Source organism: Mesorhizobium sp. M2A.F.Ca.ET.042.01.1.1 (genome assembly GCF_003997405.1).
GTDB lineage: Bacteria > Pseudomonadota > Alphaproteobacteria > Rhizobiales > Rhizobiaceae > Mesorhizobium.
The window spans coordinates 1-22,094 of record NZ_RZRX01000055.1; the positions used below are offsets into that span (position 1 = coordinate 1).

General features: G+C 63.8%; 19 protein-coding genes and 1 tRNA gene. 11 read left to right on the top strand and 9 right to left on the bottom strand.

Going from position 1 to position 22,094, the window contains the following annotated elements; genetic code table 11:
- Window positions 1-231 precede the first annotated feature (231 nt).
- Entirely contained in the window at window positions 232-4,968 is a 4,737-nt protein-coding gene (gene gltB, locus EOA23_RS10935) for a glutamate synthase large subunit (protein ID WP_127304046.1), read from the bottom strand.
- 490 nt (window positions 4,969-5,458) lie between these two features.
- On the opposite strand from gltB, the gene EOA23_RS10940 reads away from it, so the two are divergent.
- Window positions 5,459-6,508, top strand: coding sequence for a low specificity L-threonine aldolase (locus EOA23_RS10940; protein ID WP_127304048.1), 1,050 nt, complete (start codon window positions 5,459-5,461; stop codon window positions 6,506-6,508).
- Window positions 6,509-6,691: 183 nt separating this feature from the next.
- On the opposite strand, the gene EOA23_RS10945 is transcribed toward EOA23_RS10940, so the two are convergent.
- Complete coding sequence (locus tag EOA23_RS10945) at window positions 6,692-7,159, bottom strand: Hsp20 family protein (RefSeq protein WP_126059554.1); 468 nt, start codon at window positions 7,157-7,159, stop codon at window positions 6,692-6,694.
- Between the two features lie 175 nt (window positions 7,160-7,334).
- Here EOA23_RS10945 and EOA23_RS10950 point away from each other — a divergent pair, with 175 nt between their 5' ends.
- Together EOA23_RS10950 and EOA23_RS10955 are read left to right on the top strand one after the other, a co-directional pair.
- Window positions 7,335-7,673, top strand: a complete 339-nt coding sequence (locus tag EOA23_RS10950) for a hypothetical protein (protein ID WP_127304050.1) — start codon at window positions 7,335-7,337, stop codon at window positions 7,671-7,673.
- On the top strand, window positions 7,670-8,626 hold the full coding sequence (locus EOA23_RS10955) for an alpha/beta hydrolase (RefSeq protein WP_127304052.1): 957 nt from the start codon (window positions 7,670-7,672) through the stop codon (window positions 8,624-8,626). The genes EOA23_RS10950 and EOA23_RS10955 overlap by 4 nt, the downstream gene beginning before the upstream one ends.
- 33 nt (window positions 8,627-8,659) lie before the next feature.
- Here EOA23_RS10955 and hisN read toward each other — a convergent pair whose 3' ends face one another.
- On the bottom strand, window positions 8,660-9,433 hold the full coding sequence (gene hisN, locus EOA23_RS10960; RefSeq protein WP_127304054.1) for a histidinol-phosphatase: 774 nt from the start codon (window positions 9,431-9,433) through the stop codon (window positions 8,660-8,662).
- Window positions 9,434-9,782: 349 nt separating this feature from the next.
- Window positions 9,783-10,676 carry an N-formylglutamate amidohydrolase gene (locus EOA23_RS10965; protein ID WP_189341577.1) on the bottom strand — a complete coding sequence of 298 codons (894 nt, stop codon included), beginning with the start codon at window positions 10,674-10,676 and terminating at the stop codon, window positions 9,783-9,785.
- A 213-nt stretch (window positions 10,677-10,889) separates the two neighbouring features.
- Between EOA23_RS10965 and EOA23_RS10970 the strand changes: the two genes are divergently transcribed.
- Window positions 10,890-11,252, top strand: a complete 363-nt coding sequence (locus EOA23_RS10970; protein ID WP_006199474.1) for a response regulator — start codon at window positions 10,890-10,892, stop codon at window positions 11,250-11,252.
- A 118-nt stretch (window positions 11,253-11,370) separates the two neighbouring features.
- Window positions 11,371-11,445 (top strand) — tRNA-Val (locus tag EOA23_RS10975).
- A gap of 243 nt (window positions 11,446-11,688) precedes the next feature.
- Here the strand turns inward: EOA23_RS10975 and EOA23_RS10980 are convergent.
- The gene (locus tag EOA23_RS10980) at window positions 11,689-12,045 is read right to left on the bottom strand and encodes a hypothetical protein (protein WP_127304056.1); all 357 of its coding nucleotides are present in this window, start codon (window positions 12,043-12,045) and stop codon (window positions 11,689-11,691) included.
- 59 nt (window positions 12,046-12,104) lie between these two features.
- Window positions 12,105-12,281: a Flp family type IVb pilin gene (locus tag EOA23_RS10985; protein WP_126059551.1), complete on the bottom strand. Its 177-nt coding sequence runs from the start codon at window positions 12,279-12,281 to the stop codon at window positions 12,105-12,107.
- 450 nt (window positions 12,282-12,731) lie between these two features.
- On the opposite strand from EOA23_RS10985, the gene EOA23_RS10990 reads away from it, so the two are divergent.
- The gene (locus EOA23_RS10990) at window positions 12,732-12,947 is read left to right on the top strand and encodes a hypothetical protein (RefSeq protein WP_126059550.1); all 216 of its coding nucleotides are present in this window, start codon (window positions 12,732-12,734) and stop codon (window positions 12,945-12,947) included.
- Window positions 12,948-13,564: 617 nt separating this feature from the next.
- On the opposite strand, the gene EOA23_RS10995 is transcribed toward EOA23_RS10990, so the two are convergent.
- From EOA23_RS10995 to EOA23_RS11005, 3 genes are all read right to left on the bottom strand, one after another.
- Complete coding sequence (locus tag EOA23_RS10995; RefSeq protein WP_127304058.1) at window positions 13,565-13,858, bottom strand: DUF1330 domain-containing protein; 294 nt, start codon at window positions 13,856-13,858, stop codon at window positions 13,565-13,567.
- A 29-nt stretch (window positions 13,859-13,887) separates the two neighbouring features.
- Window positions 13,888-14,625 (bottom strand): SDR family NAD(P)-dependent oxidoreductase, encoded by a 738-nt coding sequence (locus tag EOA23_RS11000; protein WP_189341578.1) that lies wholly within the window; start codon window positions 14,623-14,625, stop codon window positions 13,888-13,890.
- Window positions 14,626-14,744: 119 nt separating this feature from the next.
- Window positions 14,745-15,899, bottom strand: a complete 1,155-nt coding sequence (locus EOA23_RS11005; protein ID WP_127304062.1) for a dihydrodipicolinate synthase family protein — start codon at window positions 15,897-15,899, stop codon at window positions 14,745-14,747.
- A 243-nt stretch (window positions 15,900-16,142) separates the two neighbouring features.
- Between EOA23_RS11005 and EOA23_RS11010 the strand changes: the two genes are divergently transcribed.
- From EOA23_RS11010 to EOA23_RS11030, 5 genes are read left to right on the top strand one after another with little or no spacing between them, the layout of a single operon-like run.
- Window positions 16,143-17,186, top strand: coding sequence for a LacI family DNA-binding transcriptional regulator (locus EOA23_RS11010; protein WP_127304064.1), 1,044 nt, complete (start codon window positions 16,143-16,145; stop codon window positions 17,184-17,186).
- Complete coding sequence (locus EOA23_RS11015; protein ID WP_127304066.1) at window positions 17,183-18,199, top strand: Gfo/Idh/MocA family oxidoreductase; 1,017 nt, start codon at window positions 17,183-17,185, stop codon at window positions 18,197-18,199. Before EOA23_RS11010 ends, EOA23_RS11015 begins: the two co-directional genes overlap by 4 nt.
- Window positions 18,196-19,797 (top strand): acyl CoA:acetate/3-ketoacid CoA transferase, encoded by a 1,602-nt coding sequence (locus EOA23_RS11020; protein ID WP_127304068.1) that lies wholly within the window; start codon window positions 18,196-18,198, stop codon window positions 19,795-19,797. Before EOA23_RS11015 ends, EOA23_RS11020 begins: the two co-directional genes overlap by 4 nt.
- Window positions 19,790-20,563 (top strand): enoyl-CoA hydratase/isomerase family protein, encoded by a 774-nt coding sequence (locus EOA23_RS11025; RefSeq protein ID WP_127304070.1) that lies wholly within the window; start codon window positions 19,790-19,792, stop codon window positions 20,561-20,563. The genes EOA23_RS11020 and EOA23_RS11025 overlap by 8 nt, the downstream gene beginning before the upstream one ends.
- Before the next feature lie 10 nt (window positions 20,564-20,573).
- Window positions 20,574-22,085, top strand: coding sequence for an aldehyde dehydrogenase family protein (locus EOA23_RS11030; protein WP_127304080.1), 1,512 nt, complete (start codon window positions 20,574-20,576; stop codon window positions 22,083-22,085).
- The last annotated feature ends 9 nt before the right edge of the window (window positions 22,086-22,094 follow it).

A 22,094-nucleotide genomic window follows, 5' to 3' on the forward strand; every position in this document is an offset into this window, starting at 1 on the left:
CCTGCCGGTCGATCTCGAGGAAGCCTGTTACCTTGCCCATAGTCCAGTCCCTGCTGTCCGAAGGCACGCTTTTGTCGCGCACCCGTTAACCCCATAAGGCCGCCATGGCAACCGCACCTTGCTGGAGCATGACCTTCGCCGAGTTCCCGCTTTGCGGGGTCATGCTCTCGGGGTCAGGATTGTTGGTGAGGATGCCGGCCGGAAAGTCATCTTTCCGGCCATGCCCGATACCTATTCCGCCGCCACGCTCATGCGCATGCGTTCCATCTCGATCAGAGCGCGGCGATATTCCACCGGCATGATCTTGCGGAATTTCGGCCGGAAGTTCTGCCAGTTCTCGAGGATCTCGCGGCCGCGCACCGAGCCGGTGTAATGCACGTGGTTAGAGATCAGCTGGTAGAGCCGTTCCTCGTCATGGCTGGTCATGTCGCCCGACACGTCGACGCGGCCCTTGTGGTCGAGGTCGCCGCCGTGATGGAGCAGCTTCTCCATCAAATCGTCCTCTTCCGGGACCGGCTCCAGCTCGACCATCGCCATGTTGCAGCGTTCGGCGAAATCGCCCTTCTCGTCCAGCACATAGGCGACGCCGCCCGACATGCCGGCCGCGAAGTTGCGCCCGGTCTTGCCGAGCACGACGACGATGCCGCCGGTCATGTATTCGCAGCCATGGTCGCCGACGCCCTCGACGACAGCCGCCACGCCCGAATTGCGCACGGCGAAGCGCTCGCCGGCCACGCCGGCGAAATAGGCCTCGCCCTCGGTTGCGCCGTAGAGCACCGTGTTGCCGACGATGATCGAGTCCGCCGCGACGATCTTGGCCTCTTCCGGCGGGCGGATAACGATGCGGCCGCCCGACAGGCCCTTGCCGACATAGTCATTGCCGGCGCCGACCAGCTCGAACGACACGCCGCGCGCGAGAAACGCGCCGAAGGACTGGCCGGCCGTGCCGGTGAGCTTCACCTGGATCGTGTCCTCGCGCAGGCCCTTGTGCTTGAAGCGCTTGGCCACCTCGCCCGACAGCATCGCGCCGGCGGAGCGGTCGACGTTGCGGATCGGCAGCTCGATGGTCACGGGCTGCCTGGCTTCGAGCGCCGGCTTCGCCAGTTCGATCAGCTTGCGGTCGAGCACGTCGTCGATCGGATGCTTCTGCCGCTCGGTCCAATGCAGCGCCTCATGCGGCGCGTCGGGCTTGAAGAACATCTTCGAGAAGTCGAGCCCGCGCGCCTTCCAGTGCTGGATCACGTCGCGCTTTTCCAGGAGGTCGCTGTCGCCGATGATCTGGTCGAGATGGGTGAAGCCCATCTCGGCGAGCAATGCCCGCACCTCTTCCGCCACGTAGAAGAAGAAGTTGATGACATGCTCCGGCGTGCCCTTGAAGCGCTTGCGCAGCACCGGATCCTGCGTCGCCACGCCGACCGGACAGGTATTGAGATGGCACTTTCGCATCATGATGCAGCCCGCCGCAATCAGCGGCGCGGTCGAGAAGCCGAACTCGTCGGCGCCGAGCAGCGCGCCGATGATGACGTCGCGCCCGGTGCGCAAGCCGCCGTCGACCTGCAGCGCGACTCTGCTGCGCAAGCCGTTGAGCACCAGCGTCTGATGCGTCTCGGCAAGGCCCATTTCCCACGGGCTGCCGGCATGCTTGAGCGAGGTCAGCGGCGAAGCGCCGGTGCCGCCATCATAGCCGGAGATGGTGATGTGGTCGGCGCGCGCCTTGGCGACGCCCGCCGCGACCGTGCCGACGCCGACTTCCGACACAAGCTTGACCGAGACGTCGGCCGCCGGATTGACGTTCTTCAGGTCGTAGATCAGTTGCGCCAGATCCTCGATCGAATAGATGTCGTGATGCGGCGGCGGCGAGATAAGGCCGACGCCCGGCGTCGAGTGCCTGACCTTGGCGATGGTAGCGTCGACCTTGTGACCAGGCAGCTGGCCGCCCTCGCCGGGCTTGGCGCCTTGCGCCACCTTGATCTGCATGACGTCGGAATTGACCAGATATTCTGCCGTGACGCCGAACCGTCCCGAGGCGACCTGCTTGATCGCCGAGCGTTCCGGGTTCTTGCCGCCGCCCGGCAGCGGCAGATAGCGGTCGGCCTCTTCGCCACCTTCGCCGGTGTTCGACTTGCCGCCGATCTGGTTCATGGCGCGCGCCAGCGTGGTGTGCGCTTCCCTGGAGATCGAGCCGAAGGACATTGCCCCGGTGGAGAAGCGCTTCACGATCTCGGCCGCCGGCATGACGTCTTCGATCGCGACCTTCTTGCGGCCGGTTTCTTCGGCCAGCTTGATCTTGAACAGACCGCGGATGGTTTGCGCCCGCGCGGTCGCGCTGTCGATCTGCGCCGAATACTCCTTGAACGTGTCCCAGGAGCCCTGGCGCACGGCATGCTGCAAGGTAGCGACCGCATCCGGCGACCACATATGCGCCTCGCCGCGCATGCGGAACATGTATTCGCCCCCGACCTCGAGGCTGTTGCGCAGCACCGGATCGCTGCCGAAGGCGTCCGCATGGCGGCTGAGCGTCTCGGCGGCGACCTCGTCCAGGCCGACGCCTTCGATCAGCGTCGCGGTGCCGGTGAAATACTTCTCGACGAAATCGGACTTCAGCCCGATCGCGTCGAAGATCTGTGCGCCGCAATAGGACTGGTAGGTGGAGATGCCCATCTTGGACATCACCTTGAGGATGCCCTTGCCGATCGACTTGATGTAGCGCGAAACCACCTCGTATTCGTCGACCTCGGCCGGCAGTTCGCCTCGCTTGTGCATGTCGAGCAGCGTGTCGAAGGCAAGATAAGGGTTGATCGCCTCGGCGCCATAGCCGGCGAGGCAGCAGAAATGGTGCACCTCGCGCGGCTCGCCGGATTCGACGACAAGGCCGACCGACGTGCGCAACCCCTTGCGGATCAGGTGGTGGTGAACCGCCGCCGTGGCCAGAAGAGCTGGAATGGCAATGCGGTCGGGCCCGACCTGGCGGTCCGACAGGATGATGATGTTGTAGCCACCGGCGACCGCCGCCTCGGCTCGCTCGCAAAGCCTATCGACGGCGCCGTGCATCCCGGCGGCGCCCTCGTTCGAGCCATAGGTGATGTCGAGCGTCTTGGTGTCGAAACGATCCTCGGTGTGGCCGATGGAGCGGATCTTTTCGAGATCGCCATTGGTCAGGATCGGCTGACGCACCTCGAGCCGCTTGCGACGCGACGTGCCGACCAGGTCGAAGATGTTCGGCCGCGGCCCGATGAACGACACCAGGCTCATCACCAGTTCCTCGCGGATCGGGTCGATCGGCGGGTTGGTGACCTGCGCGAAATTCTGCTTGAAATAGGTGTAGAGCAGCTTCGACTTGTCCGACATGGCCGAGATCGGCGTGTCGGTGCCCATCGAGCCCACAGCTTCCTGGCCGGTGGTAGCCATCGGCGCCATCAGAAGCTTGGTGTCTTCCTGCGTGTAGCCGAAGGACTGCTGGCGATCGAGCAGGCTGACATCCTTGCGCAGCGCGCGCGGCTCGACCGGCTTGAGGTCTTCCAGGATCAGCTGCGTGTTGGCGAGCCAGGTCTTGTAGGGATGCCTGGTCGCGATCTCCGACTTGATCTCCTCGTCGGAGACGATGCGGCCCTTGGCGAGGTCGATCAGCAGCATGCGGCCGGGCTGCAGCCGCCACTTCTGCACGATCTTTTCCTCCGGCACCGGCAGCGCGCCGGCTTCCGACGCCATGATGACGCGGTCGTCATCGGTGACGATGTAGCGCGCCGGGCGCAGGCCGTTGCGGTCGAGCGTGGCGCCGATCTGGCGGCCGTCGGTAAACACCACCGCCGCAGGCCCGTCCCACGGCTCCATCAGCGCCGCATGGTACTCGTAGAAAGCCTTGCGGTCGGCATCCATGAGCTTGTTGCCGGCCCAGGCTTCCGGGATCAGCATCATCATGGCGTGGGTGAGCGAATAGCCGCCCTGGAACAGGAACTCCAGTGCGTTGTCGAAGCACGCCGTGTCCGACTGGCCCTCATAGGAGATGGGCCAGAGCTTCGAGATGTTGTTGCCGAACAGCTCGGAATCAACCGAGGCCTGGCGCGCCGCCATCCAGTTGTTGTTGCCGCGCACCGTGTTGATCTCGCCATTATGCGCGACCATGCGGTAGGGATGCGCCAGCTTCCAGGACGGGAAGGTGTTGGTCGAGAAGCGCTGGTGAACGAGGATCAGCGCCGTTTCGAAGCGCTGATCCTTGAGGTCCTTGTAATAGGCGCCGACCTGGTAGGCCAGGAACATGCCCTTGTAGACGATGGTGCGCGCCGACAGCGACACGCAATAGGCGCCGATGTCCTTGTTGTCGTTCTCGGCATAGATGCGGCCCGAGATCACCTTGCGCAGCAAATAGAGCCGAGCCTCATATTCCTCGTCATCCGGGATGTCGGCCGTACGGCCGATGAACACCTGCCGGTGGAACGGCTCCGAGGCCACGATATCGGGCGCCTTTGACAGCGACGAATTGTCGACCGGCACGTCGCGGAAGCCGATCAGCGGCAGCCCTTCCGACTGCGCCGATTCGGCGATGATCTCCTCGATATGGGCGCGAAGCGCCGCGTCCTGCGGCATGAACCAATGGCCGACGCCATACTGGCCGGCCGGAGGCAGTTCGACGCCCTTGGCCGCCATTTCCTCGCGGAAGAAGGCGTCCGGGATCTGCACCAGCACGCCGGCGCCGTCGCCGACCAGCGGGTCGGCGCCGACGGCGCCGCGATGGGTGAGGTTCTCCAGCATCGCCAGACCGTCCTCGACGATCCGGTGCGACTTCACGCCCTTCATGTTGGCGATGAAGCCGACGCCGCAGGCGTCATGCTCGTTGCGCGGGTCGTAGAGGCCCTGCGCGATCATGCCGTTGGCAGTTCGCAGCTCTTTGGCCAGGACGGTATTTTTAACGGCTGCCGCTTTCGTCTGCGCGGCCTGGCCGTAGATCGCAGATGGCGTCAGTTCCGTCATCGTCCTATCCTCCGTTCTCCACCTTGGCCCCGACTGTCTCAGGGCGCTGGTTTGCCTTGGGAAGCACAAGGCTTCCCCTTGATCCTTGCTGCACGTCTCGCGAAATCCATCGAACCATACGGCTATACGCCCGGTTCGCATCCGGTATCGTACAGGCCAGAGCCGGGCCGTCTACCCGCCGCTCGCGACAATGGCCGGAATGGCAGCAATGATACGCCAGTCCAGCCTGTTTTGTGCGACAAAATAAGACAGCACTACTGTCCTAAATTTTTTATGGCAGAAATCAGGAACCTATACAAGACCGATTCACAAAAAACTTGGGCGCAACGCGACACATAATTTCGTGACGAACACTGGAAACGCAAGCTTTGGTCCGGGCTTTCGAGGCGATACACTGGCTTCACCGCTTTGCCGGCGATTGGCCCTTGCGCTTCTCCCGCCGAAGCGGTCAAGTCCCGCCGCTTTTGCCAATCACCATACGGACCTCTCGATGTTCTTTGCTTCCGACAACTGGGCGGGCGTCCATCCCGACATTTCGGCCAACCTAGCGCGCCACGCCGACGGCGTTGCGACCGCCTATGGCGACGGCGATCTGGACCGGGCCGTCTATCGACGCTTCAACGAGATTTTCGAGCGTGAGGTGGAGGTCTTCTTCGCCGCGACCGGCACCGCGGCGAACGCGCTTTCGATGGCCGCGTTGAACCGTATCGGCGGCATCGCGCTTTGCCACTCCGAAGCGCATATGAATGTCGACGAGTTCGGCGCGATGGGTTTCTACACGGGCGGCGCGCGCATGGCGCCGGTTCCCGGGCCGTTGGGGCGCATCAATCCCGAAGCTCTCGACCGGGCTATCAAGCGGTATTCGCAGGATCTGGCTCCCGCCGGCCAGCCCATGGCGGTCACCATCACCCAGGCGACCGAGGTCGGCACGGTCTACAGCGTCAACGACGTCAAGGCGATCGCCGAGGTCAGCCGCCGCCATAAGCTGCCGCTGCACATGGACGGCGCGCGCTTCGCCAATGCGATTGCCGCGACCGGCGTCAGCCCGGCCGAAATGACCTGGAAGAGCGGCGTCGACCTCATCTCCTTCGGCGCCACCAAGAATGGCTGCTGGATGGCCGACGCGGTGGTGATCCTCAATCCGGATGTCGCTAAGGACCTGCGCCTGCAGCGTCAGCGCGCCGGGCAGACCTTCTCCAAGGCGCGATTCATCTCGGCCCAGTTCGAAGCCTATCTCACCGACGACCTGTGGCTGAGGATGGCCGGGCACGCCAATCAAATGGCAGCGCATCTGGCCGAGACGATCGAGGATGCACCGGCGGGCAGGCTCGCCTGGTTGCCGCAAGCCAACGAGGTCTTCGCGATCCTGGACCGCGCCACGGCTGAAAATCTGCGGGCGGCCGGCGCCAAATTCCATGAATGGGGCGTGCCTTCAGGATTCGAGGGCCATCTCGGCGACAATGAAGCGATCTACCGCTTCGTCGCCAGCTTCGCGACCAAGACCGAGGAGATCGACCGCCTCGGCCAGTTGCTCGGCTGAGCGTCCTGCCATGACCGAGCCGCCGCTCGGCTCGACGACGCGGCTGGTCAACCAGGAGAGTCCTTCACGCTCCGCCGCAGCTTCAAAAGAAAGGCCGGTAGCCGGGAGCACCAATAAAAAGCGGCGCCTCGCGGCGCCGCTTTCGTCTCGGGAGGGAGACGTTGTCTGGAAAAAGTCCGCGGATTACGCGGCCGCTTTCGCCTCGATCTGCTTGGCCTTGTCCGAGGACTGGGTAATCGCGATCTTGCGCGGCTTCAGCTCCTCGGGGATGTTGCGCTTGAGGTCGACGAAGAGCAGGCCGTTCTTCAGCGTGGCGCCCTCGACCTCGACATGGTCGGCGAGCTGGAAGCGGCGCTCGAAAGCGCGCGAGGCAATGCCGCGATAGAGCAGCTCAGAACCCTCGCCATTACCCTCTTCCTTACGCTCACCCTTGACGGTCAGCACGTTGCGGTGGGCTTCGATCGAGATCTCGTTTTCCGAGAAGCCGGCAACGGCCATCGAGATGCGATAGGCGTTCTCGCCGGTGCGCTCGATGTTATAGGGCGGATAGGTCTGCGCGGTCTCGGGCTGGCCGAGCGAATCGAGCATGGTGAACAGCCGGTCGAAGCCGACGGTCGAACGATAAAGCGGGGAAAAATCAACGTGACGCATGAGGTGTTCTCCTGTTGAGCAACATGGTTTGCGTGTGACCCGGTGCGAAACCCTCGAAAGGCGTTCCGGATAGGCCAGCGACCCCGACAATCGGCGGCCGCAACCTTCATTTGGGAAGCTCAAAAACCCATTTCAAGGTTTTTTCAGCGCCGCAATGCGGCCAAGTTGATGAACGGTGGATGAACCGCAGCTTCGGCATCCGTTCAGCCGCTCGGCGCTAGCTTTGGTCAAGTTGGAGCAATTCCAAGAGAAGCGCGAGGCGCCTTCCGACCGGAATTGCGTCAAGACAAGAGACAAGCGGCGCCTTTTTTCTTGGCGCCACGACGAGGCCGAACCGGGTGCAACGTCCCTTCCTCCCGGATCGACAGAGGCCGGAAGTGCGCCGCAGGCACTTCCGGCCTTCCCATTCAAGGCGGTTGCGTTGCGGCGCCTTTGCTTTTGCCGCCTGGCCGTCTATCACCATGCCGACGCCTTGCCCGCTCGGGCAAAGAACAACCAGCGACTCGCCGAATGACGGATCTTTTCCATCTGACCGAGGACAATCCCGCGCCGCGGAACGCCGCTGGCGGCTTCTTCACAACGCCCGACGGCAAGAAGATCCGCTACGGCGTCTTTGCCGCCGTCGCCCGCCCGCTGCTGGGCACGGTGGTTCTGCTGACCGGGCGCAACGAATGCATCGAGAAATATTTCGAGACCATCCGCGATCTCGCCGATCGCGGCTTCGGCGTCGCGATCCTCGACTGGCGCGGCCAGGGCGACTCCAGCCGCCTGCTGCGCGACCGACAGCGTGGCCATGTCCGTAGCTTCCGCGACTATGCGCGCGACCTCGAGCAATTCTTCGAGGAGATCGTGCTGCCCGACTGCCGCGGCCCCTATTATATCCTTGCCCACTCGACCGGGGCGGTGATCGCGCTGCTTGCCTCGCCGTCCATGGTCAATCGGGTGCGGCGCATGGTGCTGCTGGCGCCTTTTCTGGAGGTGCCGGACATGCCGGTCTCGATCGCCACCGTGCGGCGCGTGTGCGCGATCTTCTGCGCGCTTGGCCTCGGCTGGCTCTACGCGGCGATCGGTCCGCGTCCGAAAGTGCCGCCGGCTTTCGAGGTGAACAAGGTAACTTCCGATCCCGAGCGCTACCGGCGCAATGTCGGAATCTACGAGGCCTGGCCGCAGCTCGCGCTCGGCGGCCCGACCATCCGCTGGCTGAAGGCCGCAGCCGCGGCCGCGGAAGCCGTCAGCGATCCGGATTTCATGGCAAGGGTCAAGGTGCCGATGCTGATCGTGGCCGCCGGCGCCGACCGAGTGGTCTCGACCAAGGCCGTGGAAGCCTATGCCAGGAAATTGCGCGTCGGCTCGCTGTTGATGATCGACGGCGCCGAGCACGAGATCCTGCAGGAGAGGGATATCTACCGCGAGCAGCTGCTCGCCGCCTTTGATGCCTTCATTCCAGGCACCGGCGACGCTCCCTGATCGCAGTCGAAACCAGGCCGCGGCGAGGATGAATCAGCCGCGCAGCGCCGCCATTGCCGCGGCATGCAGTTCCGGCGTCGCCGCAGCCAATATATCGCCACCCCTCTCTGCCGGGCCGCCTTCGAAAGTGGTGATGACGCCGCCGGCCTTTTCGATGATCGGGATCAGCGCCACGATGTCGTAGGGCTTCAGGCCCGGATCGGTGACGATGTCGACGCTGCCCGCCGCCAGCATGGCGAAGGCATAGCAATCGGTGCCGTAGCGGGCGAGTTGGACCTTTGTCTCGAACTGGTCGTAGCGCTTGCGCGCATCGCCCTTGAACAGGGCCGGCGTGGTCGTGAACAGCGTCGCTTGCGCGAGTTCGGTCGTCTTGCGCGTCGCGAGCCTGCGCGGCCCGCCCGGTCCTTCATAGTGCGACCCGGACGCGTTGGCGTAGAACAGTTCGCCGGTGAAAGGCTGCGACATCATGCCGGCGACCGCATCGCCGTCGACGGTCAGCCCGACCAGCGTCCCCCAGACCGGGATGCCGGAAATGAAGGCGCGGGTGCCGTCGATCGGGTCGATCACCCAGACATGCCGGCTGGTGAGGTTCTGGCTGCCATGCTCTTCGCCGAGGATGCCGTGCTCGGGATATTCGGAAGAGATCAGCGCGCGGATCGCGCGCTCGGCCTCGCGATCGGCCTCCGTGACCGGGTCGAAGCTTCCCGCCTCCTTGTTGACGACCACCCCCTGGCTGCGGAAGCGCGGCAAGGTTTCCGCTGCGGCGGCATGCGCTACACGCCGCATGAAATCGGTGCTGATGTCCAAGTCGCTCTCCCCATCGCGGCTCTTGCCAGCCGCTCTTTGTCGCAGAACAGGCGCGCTGAAGACCGGTCAGGCGCCCGCTTTCTGTTGCCGTAATGCCACAACTGAACCGCCGAAGCGGAATTTCCACATCATATTGAATTAAAAAACCCAGCTGTCGATTGACATTTGTGCGCCGCACAATAATTTTGTCATCGGACAGGTTTTCCTGTCCATGCCCTCCTTGGGCGTTTCCTCCCTAGACTTCGACCGTGTCGTGAAAACGATGCGGTCTTTTTTTCGAGCAATTCCAGGAAAAGCGTGAGGCGGGTTTCCGTCCGGAATTGCGTTTATCAAGAACTCGGGCGCGCCGTCATTCCGCCGCAAGCGGCAAATCGACGAAATGATGGTCGGGCATCGACATCAGATCGGCCGAGAAGCGGGTCAGGTCGCAAGCCAGGGCGTCGAAGCCGGCCGACTTTTGGAACGTCCGCTCGTCCATGTAAAGCCCGCGATTGACCTCGATTTGCAGCGCATGCAGATGCCGCGCCGGTCTGCCGTAATGCTCGGTGATGAAGCCTCCGGCATAGGGCTTGTTGTGCGCGACCGTGTAGCCCATGCCGACAAGCAGGCTGATCGCCATCTCGGTGAGCGCCGGCGAGGCCGAGATGCCGAACCGGTCGCCGATGATGAAGTCGGGCCGAACGCCATTGTCGCCGACGCGGATCGAGGCTGGCATCGAATGGCAGTCGATCAGCACGGCATAGCCGAACCTGGCATGCGTCCTGGTTAGGAGCCGCTTCAGCGTCTCGTGATAAGGCTTGTACACCGCTTCGATGCGCGCGACGGCCTCGGCCAAAGGCAGCCGGCCGGGATAGATGTCGAGCCCCTCGCCGACCAGTTTCGGCACAGTGCCCAACCCGCCGGCGACACGCGCCGAACGGATGTTGCAGAAGGACGGCACCGGCTCCGCGAACATGCGCGGATCGAGCTCCCAGGGCTCGCGGTTGACGTCGAGATAAGCGCGCGGAAAGTTCGCCGCCAGCAGCGGCGCGCCGAGCGGCACGGCGCCGCCGAACAGTTCCTCGACATAGCAGTCCTCCGACCGGCGGATGGCGTTGCGGTCGAGCCGCGCCATGGCCAGGAACCGCTCCGGGTAGTGGCGGCCGCTATGCGGCGAGTTGAACAGGAAAGGGACGCGCTGCTCGGCGCCCGATCGGATTTCGAAGGGTGGAACGACCGAAAAATCCTCGGCTGCCGTCTTCAATTTTTATGAACCAGGATGAAGCACTGCGTCATGACGCAAAACTTGCCACCTTGCGTGCGGCATGTCCAGCATTTCAGGCGGCAAAACCGCGCCTCGAACCGCATCTGGCATGCCCTTCATTCACTTGATGTTTACCGGCTCCATCTCATATACAGGATGGTTAACGGCCTAGCCCGGCGGCAGGCTTGGGGCGGGTGATTCGGACGGGACATGATGGCACGCATTCTGCTGGCGGAAGACGATGACGATATGCGCCGCTTCCTCGTCAAGGCGCTGGAACGCGCCGGCTACCAGGTAAGCGATTTCGACAATGGCGCCAGCGCCTATGAGCGGCTGCGCGAGGAGCCTTTCTCGCTGCTCCTGACCGACATTGTCATGCCGGAGATGGACGGCATCGAGCTTGCCCGCCGCGCCACCGAGATCGACCCCGACCTCAAGGTGATGTTCATCACCGGCTTCGCCGCCGTCGCGCTCAATCCCGATTCCAAGGCGCCCAAGGACGCCAAGGTGCTGTCGAAGCCCTTCCACCTGCGCGATCTCGTCAACGAGGTCGAGAAGATGCTGCAGGCCGCATGAGGCCTGCATCGATCCTCGCGTCGGCAGGCGCTTCGCCGATGCGACAAACGGAAGCCGTCTTTCCACATTCCCGCTATTGACGTGCCGGATCAAAAGTGGTGTATGCGCGGCGTCGGATGGGCGTGTAGCTCAGCGGGAGAGCACTGCATTGACATTGCAGGGGTCACAAGTTCAATCCTTGTCACGCCCACCATCCTTTCAATAGCTTAGCTAAGCCCTTGTGCCGCGTGGCACAGAAATGGCACAGAAAACCTCCCGACGGGTGTAAAAAGCGCGCCGCCGGCACGACAGCGGTGCGCACCGGGGTTTGGAGATGTGCTGTACCGGCCATGCGGGTTGGCTAGGTGGCAACCGTTTCCTCCCGCTCACGCAATCTAGAAGCGTATTAGCAATCGCTAAATTAGGCTGAGCGACCGCAGGCACCTGGGCCTAAGGCTCAATCACTTCGACTTGGCCCCAAATCAACGGATCCTAAGAAATTTCCTAGAGCAGGGCACTCAAGGAGCGATTCTCCAGATAGATAGCCACCCGGGTGGGCGACCTCGTTGGAAATCGCCATGGGCAAGGAGTATCCGTTTTCAGAAGCCACGCTGGGCGGCAAACTGGCCGCCGGCACGGGCTTGTCGTCCACCGCTTCGGCTGCCAGCGCCGCGCGGTTGTTGACGTCGCCGCGCTGGCCAGGCGGTTCGGCCCGGACCAGCCCTGTCTGCACTGGGATCTGCTGAAAATCATCTACTGCCACGAGTGCCGCGCCGCCGGCCGAGACGATCGGAACCTGCAGTTCACGAACCACGCCGTGACACTGGAACACCGGAATGGCTGGACGCCCTGTCAGTAAAGCCTGGGGCACCCTCACGGCGAGCCGGCGCCGTTAAGCGTCGTGGCAATCGACACAAACTCGGCATTTAGCGCGCCGCCCAGTGAGGTTGCCCCAACCATGATTCCCAAGGCGATAAGCGCTGCAATCAAACCATACTCGATGGCCGTTGCTCCGGAATCGTCACGTAGAAAACTCGCTACCCGTTGCATCTTTCATAAGCCCTGACTTCCGATCATGCAAATATGAGGGCTATCTAATTTAGATAGGGTGAACGGACGTCCCAAATTTTTATCCATCGAGAAACTGGCCGAGGCGCCAGCTTGATGAGTGCCAGTTTCCCCTAGTGCCCAAGGGCCAGCTCCGTCGCCGCTGGTACATCCGCAGTCGGCGACGGAGGCCGGGAGCGGCCCGGCGGGCTGACGGGGTAGGCCAGCAATCACACCGGGCCTGACCAGTGAGGGCTCGGACTCAAAACAACTCACCGGCTAACGAAGATATACGGCCGTGCTGAACTGCATGGCATGTATCCATAAGGAGGAAGATGGGGGTAGGCTTGTTAGTTTCTGCAGTCTGCGGGCTGTTGCCTTGCTCCATTTTGGGACCGAAGTGGTGGCATCCGTCTTGCACCCGGTATCCTGCAACAGCAGAGGATGTCCTAAATGCGGCTATCTACTCAGCCCGCGCGAAGGCAAGGATCAGCGAAATGCATATACTCGGCGCCGCTGCGGCTCGACGATGTGCAGATTAGCGACAACGGCGATGTGACCGTCTCGATTATTGCTGACGACATCTACTCGAACAGATCCAAACAGCGCTATCAGATCACACTGGCCGAAGCCGAAATCGGCATTCTGTTCCGTGGCGCCAGCGGCTAATCTTCCAGCACCCATCTTCTGATGCCGGTTCCCTCGCAAGGGGTGCACCTAACTGTGCGCCTCGGGCAACCTTGCTGGTGAGTGCCGGCCGGGCAGCAGGTTCCGCCCGTCGTCTTCCACCGGCTGCATGCAAACACCCTCCCGCCGCCCTGGCAGACCGGGCATGTCAGTTTTCTGAAGTCCACCGGCCCGGCGAGCCTTGTTAGAGGCCGGTGAAGTCGATCGATATGCTAGCGCCTATCAGGGCGAGGCCGATCATGAAGACCATAAATGCCTCAAAACCATTGCCGCGGTTACCGATTCTGTCCATTGCGCGCTCCCCCCGACGATCAGCTGGGTTCTAACGTGCTTCGCGAAAGAAGGTTGCGCTTGATTGACTCAGGCTTTCCCCTCGAATTGCGCTAGGAGTTTGCCACCACCGTGTCGCGGCACAGATATGTTCGAATGTTTTTGCTCGGTTAACGTTCTTTTGCGGCGGATTCTGCAATGAAGTCCGAGAACGCACTGCATTGACATAGCCGCAGTCACAAGTTCAATCCTGTCACGCCCACCATCCTTCTCATAAACTCAGGACGTTGCCGGCACATATCCCCTGCGTTTGGCGCCTGGCGGCACCTCTATCCGAGATCCCCCTCGAACATCACAAGCGTGCGATTCGACGCCTTCAGCGCGAAGCGCGTGGCTTCCGCATAGGCCGGATCCGCATAGCAGGCCTTGGCAATGTCCAGCGACGGAAATTCCACAAGCACCATGCGCTTGGCGTCACGCGCCTCGACGAGCAGCGGCGGCTGTTTCGTCGTGTTGGTGCGTGCCTGATATTTTTCGCCGATCGGCTTCCAGAGCCGGGCATATTCGGCCTGCGCTTCCTGGTCCGAGATCTCGGTTCCGACGATGAGCCAGTATCCCTTCACGCCGACGCGCCCCCCTGCCGATTGCGGTCCTACACCATGAACTCGCCGCCGTTGACGTGCAACAAATGTCCGGTGACGAACTTGCCCATGTCCGATGCGAGATAGAGGCAAGCATTGGCGACGTCCTCGGCGGTCCCCAACGTCCTGAGCGGCACCGTGGCTCTCACATGCTCGTAGGTTGCCGCGAGATCGGGATACCACGCCGCGTTCCGGTCCGTATCCAGCCACCCAGGCGCGATGCTGTTGGCGGTCACCCCATCCGGCCCACACTCCAGCGCCACGGCCTTCGCCAGGCCATGCATGCCGTGCTTCGCGGCGACGACATGCGCCCTGTTTGCCAGCGGGAAAAGGGCGTCCGTGCCCGCCATGTAAAGCAGGCGGCCATACTTCCTCCTGCGCATGTGCGGAAGCACCGCCTGGGTCAGGATGAAAGCCGATCCGAGATTGGTGTTCATCACCTTCTGCCAGTCCTGAAGGGTGATCTCCGCGATCGGCTGATGCGGTCTTATCCCGACGCAGGATACCGCGATGTCGACGCCGCCGAGTTCCGCGACCGCCCTTTCGATCAAGGCGTTCATGGCAGTCTCGTCGGTGCCGTCGCAGATCGACGCCATCGCCTCGACGCCTAAGGATCGCGCCTCATCCGCCACGGCCTCGATCTTGGCCAGGTCGTTACCGCCGGTAATCACGATGTGCGCCCCCGCTCGAGCGAACGCCAGGGCGACGGCCTTGCCGATGTTCTGGCCGGCCGCGGTAATGACCGCCACCCGCCCCCTCAAGCCGGGAACTTCCATCTGCTCACCCATAGTCCGCCTTGGTGCAACGCGATTTTGGCAAGCGAATACAGGTTTGCCGGCGGAACGCAAATCGCCGCGGGGCGATCGATTCACATGCCGGCCGTCGCCAGCAGGCTCTTCATCCTGGCGGAGGCAAGGTCGGGATCGGCCAGCAGGCCGGCCTGGTCGGAGAGGCGGAACACGTCCGCATAATGGCATATGCCGCGCGCCGACTGCATGCCGCCGACCATGGTGAAATGGTCCTGATGCCCGTTCAGCCAGGCCATGAAGACGATGCCGGCCTTATAGTATTCGGTCGGCGCTTCGAAGATTTTTCGCGACAGCGGCACGGTCGGCGCCATCAGCGCGTCGTAACCGGCCTTGTCGCCTTGCGCCAGCTTCGCCAGCGCGGCGTTGGCGACCGGCGCGATGGCGTCGAAGATGCCGAGCAGCGCATGCGAATGTCGCCTGCCGTCGCCGGCGATCAGCTCCGGGTAGTTGAAATCGTCGCCGGTGAACATCACGACGCCTTCGGGCAGCCGGTCGCGCAACTGCACTTCCTTGCCGGCATCGAGCAGCGATATCTTGATGCCCTCGACCTTGTCCGCATGGCGCTCGATGATGGCCACGACCGTATCCAGCGCCGCGTCGAAATCACTGCTGCCCCAATAACCCCTGAGCGCCGGGTCGAACATGTCGCCCAGCCAGTGCAGGATGACCTTGCCGGAGGCCTGCGACAGGATGCGGTCGTAGACGCGGACATAATCCTCCGGCCCCCTTGCCACCGCCGCCAGCGCGCGGCTCGCCATCATGATCGCCTTGCCGCCCTTGCCTTCGATGAAGCCGAACTGCTCCTCATAGGCGCCGATGACGTCGTCGAGCGTTTTGGCCGCCGCCGGCGCCAGGTGATCGGTCCCCGCCCCTGAAGCAAGGTCGGCGCCGAGCACTGTCCTGGCTTCGGCAATCGAGCGGCGGATCAGTTCCTTGGCGCTCGCCCAGTCGAAACCCATGCCGCGCTGAGACGTGTCCATGGCCTCGGCGATGCGGAAGCCGAGCCGCCACAGATGATGACGGAACGCCATGGTCTTGTCCCAGTCGACCGCTGGCCGCGACCACGGATTGGTCATGGCGATGGGGTCGGCGACGACATGGGCGGCGGCATAGGCGATGCGCGAAAAATGCGCGCTCTTGCTCGGCTCGACCGGCTTTCCGACAAGCCGGTAGTTGGTCCGGTCGCCGTTTGCCGCAGGCAAGATGATGTCCATGGAACTCTCCCGTTGCGGCTCCTATAAATGGAACGTTCCAATAAATCAAGAAGGTTTATGATTCTTGGGATTCGAGCTGGAAGGGCATGGTCCTGCCGTGGAGAATTGCTTGCATTGCTGGGCGTTCTGAACCGGACCAATCAATTTTTCAAATCTCGCGGGAATCACGATTGACTCTGATTTGGAACGGTGATTAGAACGTTCCAATAAAACTTGCTCAAAACCGCGGAGGACGGAACGAGGATGGCCAGCCGGGCCAAGGCGACGATCCTGGACATTGCCCGCGAGGCCGGCGTGTCCAAATCGACGGTGTCGCTCGTGCTGCAGGGCAGCGGGCTGATCCGGCCTGAAACCGCGACCAAGGTGCGCAAGGCGATCGAGGATGTCGGCTATGTCTACAACCGCGGCGCCGCCAATCTGCGCAAGGCCCATTCCAACGTCATCGGCATGGTGATCAACGATCTCACCAATCCCTTCTTCGCCGAGCTTGCGGTCGGCATGGAGCGCGTCTTCCAGGCGGCCGGCGTAGTCCCCTTCATCGCCAACACGGCGGAGAATCCGGTGCGCCAGGAAGAGGTGCTGAAGTCGATGATGGAGCAGGGTGTCGCCGGGCTGATCGTCTCGCCGGCGCGCGGCACGACGCCTGGGGCTTTCCGGCGCATCGAAGCGGCGGGCGTGCCCGTGGTGTTCGCCATGCGCAGGCTGCCCGAAAGCCGCATACCGGCAATCGCGCCCGACAATCGTCGCGGCGCCTGCCTTGCCACCGAGCACCTGATCCGCAAGGGCCATCGCTGCCTCGCCTTCTTCGGCGGCTCGTCCGACCTCGTCGTCTATCAGGAGCGTCTGGGCGGTTTCCTGGAAGCCTGCGAAGCGTTCGCCATCCCTGTTGCCGACCGGACGATCGTCGAGGGCGAGACCAGCCGCAAGGGCGGCATGGCCTGCCTGGAGACGGCGCTGGCCATGCCCGATCCGCCGACGGCGGCCCTTTGCTTCAACGACGCGGTTGCCTTCGGTGTCATTCTGGCGCTGCGCAAACGCGGCCTCGAGGCGGGAGCGGACTTCGCCGTCGTCGGCTTCGACGACGTCGCCGAGGCCGAGCATTACAGCCCGGCGCTGACCAGCGTTGCCGTCGATACCGCGGGGCTCGGCGAGCGCGCCGCCCATGTCGTGCTGAAGATGATCCAGTCGCGCACCACGCGCGCCGAGGACCATATCGGCGCCGTCAGCCTCGTCGTGCGGGAAAGCAGCGGTCCGGACCGCACCAGCCAGGTGGGAGACGCGGCATGAGCGTGCGATGGGGATTGATCGGCGCCAGCACGATCGCCAAGCAGTTCATGATCAACGCCATCCGCGTGCAGGCCGATGGCGAGGTCGCGGTTGTGATGAGTTCGAACGCGGAGCGCGCGGAGACCTATGCCCGCGAGAACGGCATTCCTGCCGCTGTCTCGACTGTCGACGCCCTGCTCAACTCGGACATCGACGCCGTTTACATCTCCACCACCAACGAGTTGCATCTCGAACAGGGCATGGCCGCGATCAAGGCCGGCAAGCATGTGCTGTGCGAGAAACCTCTGGCGCTGACCAGCGCCGATGCGCGCAAGATGGTCGCGGCGGCCAGAGAAGCCGGCATCGTCTTCGGCACCAATCACCATCTGCGCAATGCCGGCGCGCACCGGGCGATGCGCGAGGCGATCGCCGCCGGCCGCATCGGCAAGCCGGTCGCGGCGCGCGTCTTCCACTCGGTCTTTCTGCCGGAAAACCTGCAAGGCTGGCGTATCACCAGGCCAGAGGCCGGCGGCGGCGTGGTGCTCGACATCACCGTGCACGATGCCGACACGCTGCGCTTCGTGCTCGGCGACGATCCGGTCGAGGTTTCGGCCTTCACGCAATCGGCCGGCATGGCTGCAAGCGGGCTGGAGGACGGCGCCATGTGCATCTGGCGCTTCAAGTCCGGCGTCATCGCCCAATCGCACGAAGGTTTCACGACAAAATATGCCGGCACTGGCTTCGAGGTGCACGGGACGGAAGGCTCGCTCATCGCCGCCAATGTGATGACGCAGAAGCCGATCGGCTCGGTGCTGCTGCGCACGGCCAAGGGCGAAGAAGAACTGAGCTTCGACCGCGAGGACCTCTACACGCGCTCGGTCCGCCAGTTCCACGCCGCGATCCGCGGCGAAGGCCAGCCTGCCGCCACCGGCGAGGACGGCATCTGGTCGCTGGCTTCGGCCGAGGTCGCGCTGCAATCGTCGAAGACCGGCAAGGCCGTGACCATCGACTCCCAACTTGGGAGCCTCGATTGAGCAAGCTCGTCTCGGCGGCTTATGCCGCCAGCCTGATCAAGGACGGCATGACCGTCTCGGTGTCGTCGTCGAGCGGCCTTGGCTGCCCGGACGCCGTGCTTGCCGCGATCGGCGAGCGCTTCGACGCGGAAGGCCACCCGAAGAATATCACGACGCTGCACCCGATCGCCGCCGGCGACATGTATGGAATCAAGGGCATCGACCATCTCGCAAAGCCCGGCCTGTTGAAGCGCACGCTGTGCGGCTCCTATCCCTCCGGCCCCTCCTCCGCCGAGCCGCCGCAGATCTGGAAGATGATCGGCGACAATTCCGTTGCCGCCTACAATGTGCCCTCCGGCATCCTGTTCGACATGCACCGCGAGGCCGCCGCCAAGCGCCCCGGCGTGCTGACCAAGGTTGGCCTCGACACCTTCGCCGATCCGCGCCACCAGGGCTGCGCCATGAACGCCGCCGCCAGCGAGCCGATCGTGTCGGTGCAGCAGTTCGACGGCGAGGAATGGCTCTATTTCCGCGCGATCGTGCCCAACATCTCGATCATCCGCGCCACCTCCGCCGACGAGCGCGGCAACCTCACCTACGAGCATGAAGGCGCCTATCTCGGCGGGCTGGAGCAGGCGCTGGCTGCCCGCAACAATGGCGGCATTGTCATTGCGCAGGTGAAGCGCGTCGTCGAGAACGGCACGCTGAAGCCGCATGACGTGCGCGTTCCCGGCGTGCTGGTCGACCATATCGTGGTTGCGCCCGACCAGTTGCAGACGACGCAGACGCCTTACGACCCGGCGATCTCGGGCGAAATCTTCCGGCCACTGTCGAGTTTCCGCACGCCGGAGATGAACATCCAGAAGGTCATCGCGCGCCGCGTCGCCATGGAATTGCGCGACGGCATGGCCGTCAACATCGGCTTCGGCATCTCCGCCAACGTGCCGCGCATCCTCTTGGAGGAAGGCCAGCACGGCAAGGTCACCTGGGTGATCGAGCAGGGCGCGGTCGGCGGCGTGCCGCTGCTCGACTTCAAGTTCGGCTGCGCGTCCAACGCCGAGGCAATCATGCCCTCGCCGCACCAGTTCATCTATTTCCAGGCCGGCGGCTTCGACGCCTCGCTGCTCTCCTTCCTGCAGATCGACCGCCACGGCTCGGTCAATGTCTCGAAGCTTTCGGCGCGGCCGCATGTCACGGCCGGCGCCGGCGGCTTCGTCGACATCACGTCGCGGGCGAAGAAGATCGTCTTCTCCGGCTTCTTCAATGCCGGCGCGAAACTCTCGCTGGCCAATGGCGCGATCCGCATCGACCAGGAAGGCAAGGTCAAGAAGGTGGTCGAACAGGTCGAGCACATCTCCTTCTCGGGAAAACGCGCGGTCGCTCAAGGGCAGGACATCACCTATGTCACCGAGCGCTGCGTCATGAAGCTGACGCCGGACAGTTTGATGGTCACGGAGCTTGCCCCTGGCGTCGACCTCGAACGCGATGTGCTGGCGCAGGCCGAGATCCCGCTTGGCGTCGCCAATGACCTCAAGGTCACGCCTGCGGCGCTTTACCAAGACCGGCCGATCGGCCTGTCGCTTAACGGCGGTGCTTCGCTCGGAGGCAAGCATGACTGAGCTTGTCACTTTCGAAAAGGACGGCGCGATCGGCATCGTCACGCTGCGCCGTCCGGAAAAGTTCAACGCGCTCGACATCCCGATGCTGCGCGCGCTGGAAGCGGCGCTTGACGACGCGGAACTGGCCGAGGGCGTCCGCGTGGTGCTCATCTGCGGCGAAGGCAAGGGCTTTAGCGCCGGCGGCGACGTCGAAGCCTGGGGCGCGATGAGCGCCGCCGACTTCCAGGTGCAATGGGTCCGCTACGGCCACCGCGTCTTCGACCGGCTGGCGCGGCTCAGGCAGCCGACCATTGCGGTTCTGTCCGGCCATGCGCTGGGCGGCGGGCTGGAACTGGCCGCGGCCTGCGATTTCCGCGTCGCTGAAACGCAGGTGAAGCTCGGCTTCCCGGAAACCTCGATCGGCGTCGTTCCCGGATGGTCGGGCACGCAGCGGGCGGTGCGGCGCTTCGGTGCACAGATCGTGCGCCGTATGGCGATCGGCGGCGAGGTTTTTCTCGCCCCGGACGCGCTCGCGCACGGCATCGTCGACCGGCTGGTCGAAACCGGCAAGGCGTTCGACGAAGCCAAAGCCTGGGCCGAAAAGATCGCCGAGCGTGGCCCGCTGGCGACCGAGGCCGCCAAGCTGATGATCGGCGTTGCCGAGGGCGAGGAAGACGCGGCCGCGACCGAGGCGCTGGCCAGCGGCTTCATCGCGCTCACCGCCGACCTCAAAGCCGGCGTCGGCGCCTTCAAGGCCAAGCAGAAGCCGGCCTTTTCGAGATCCTAGAGAAGACATGATGAACGCACCGCTCAACATTGCCATGCCGAAAGAGGCGTCCCAGGCGCCGAAGGCCTACAAGCTTCTGATCGACGGCAAGCATGTCGACGCTCGTGACGGCCGCAGTGTCGAGCGCGTCAGCCCCGGCCATGGTTTTGTCGTGTCCCGCTACGCGCAGGCAGGCGCAGCGGAGGTCGAGGCGGCGGTCCAGGCCGCGCACAAGGCGTTCGAGACCGGCCCATGGCCGCGCACCAAGGCCTCCGAGCGCGCCGCGGTTCTGCTGAAGGCCGTCGACCTGATCGAGACCCGGCTGGAGGAGATCGCCCGCCTCGACGCGCTGGAATCCGGCAAGCCGATCGCCCAGGCGCGCGGCGAGATCGGCGGCGCGATCGACATCTGGCGCTATGCCGCCTCGCTTGCCCGCACGCTGCATGGCGAGAGCTACGCCAATCTCGGCGACGATATGCTGGGCGTCGTGCTGCGCGAACCGATTGGCGTCGTCTCGATCATCACGCCGTGGAACTTCCCCTTCCTGATCGTCAGCCAAAAGCTGCCCTTCGCGCTCGCCGCCGGCTGCACAGCGGTGGTCAAGCCGAGCGAGATGACGTCGGCCTCGACCTTCGTTCTCGGCGACATCCTGCTCGAAGCCGGCCTGCCGGCGGGCGTCGTCAACATCCTCGCCGGCTACGGCGCCGATGTCGGCGCGCCGATGGTCAGCCATCCGCTGGTCGAGATGGTCTCCTTCACCGGCTCGACCCGTGTCGGCAAGATGACCATGGCCGCTGCCTCGAACTCCTTGAAGAAGGTCTCGATGGAGCTCGGCGGCAAGAACGGCCAGATCGTCTTCCCCGATGCCGACCTCGAGGCGGCGGCCGATGCCGCGGTGTTCGGCGGCTTCTTCAACGCCGGCGAATGCTGCAATGCCGGCAGCCGCCTGATCGTGCATGCGGCGATCGCCGACGACTTTCTCGGCGCAGTCAAGGCGCTGGCTGAAAAGGTCCGCGTCGGCGATCCGCTCGACGACCGCACCAACGTCGGCGCCATGATCTCGGCCGATCATATGGAAAAGGTAGCCGGCTATGTTGCGGCGGCGCAAACTGACGGCGGCAGCGTTTTCGCCGGCGGCACCCGGCTTCAATCCAACGCCGGCCAATATCTCGATCCGACCATCGTCCGTAACGTCACGGAAAACATGGCGATCGCGCGCGAGGAAGTGTTCGGTCCGGTGCTGTCCGTGCTCACTTTTGAAACGATTGAAAAGGCATTGCACATTGCCAACAACACGCCCTATGGTTTGTCTGCAGGGGTGTGGAGCGCCAGCATCGACACGTGCATGTCGGTGGCGCGCGGTGTGCGTTCGGGGACGGTCTGGGTGAACACGTTCATGGAAGGTTACCCCGAGCTGCCTTTCGGGGGTTACAAGCAGTCCGGTCTGGGACGCGAACTCGGCAAACGCGCGGTCGAGGATTATACCGAGGAAAAGACCATCCAGTTTCATCGCGGCCAGCGCACCGGTTGGTGGGTCGGCTGAGTTGGGAGA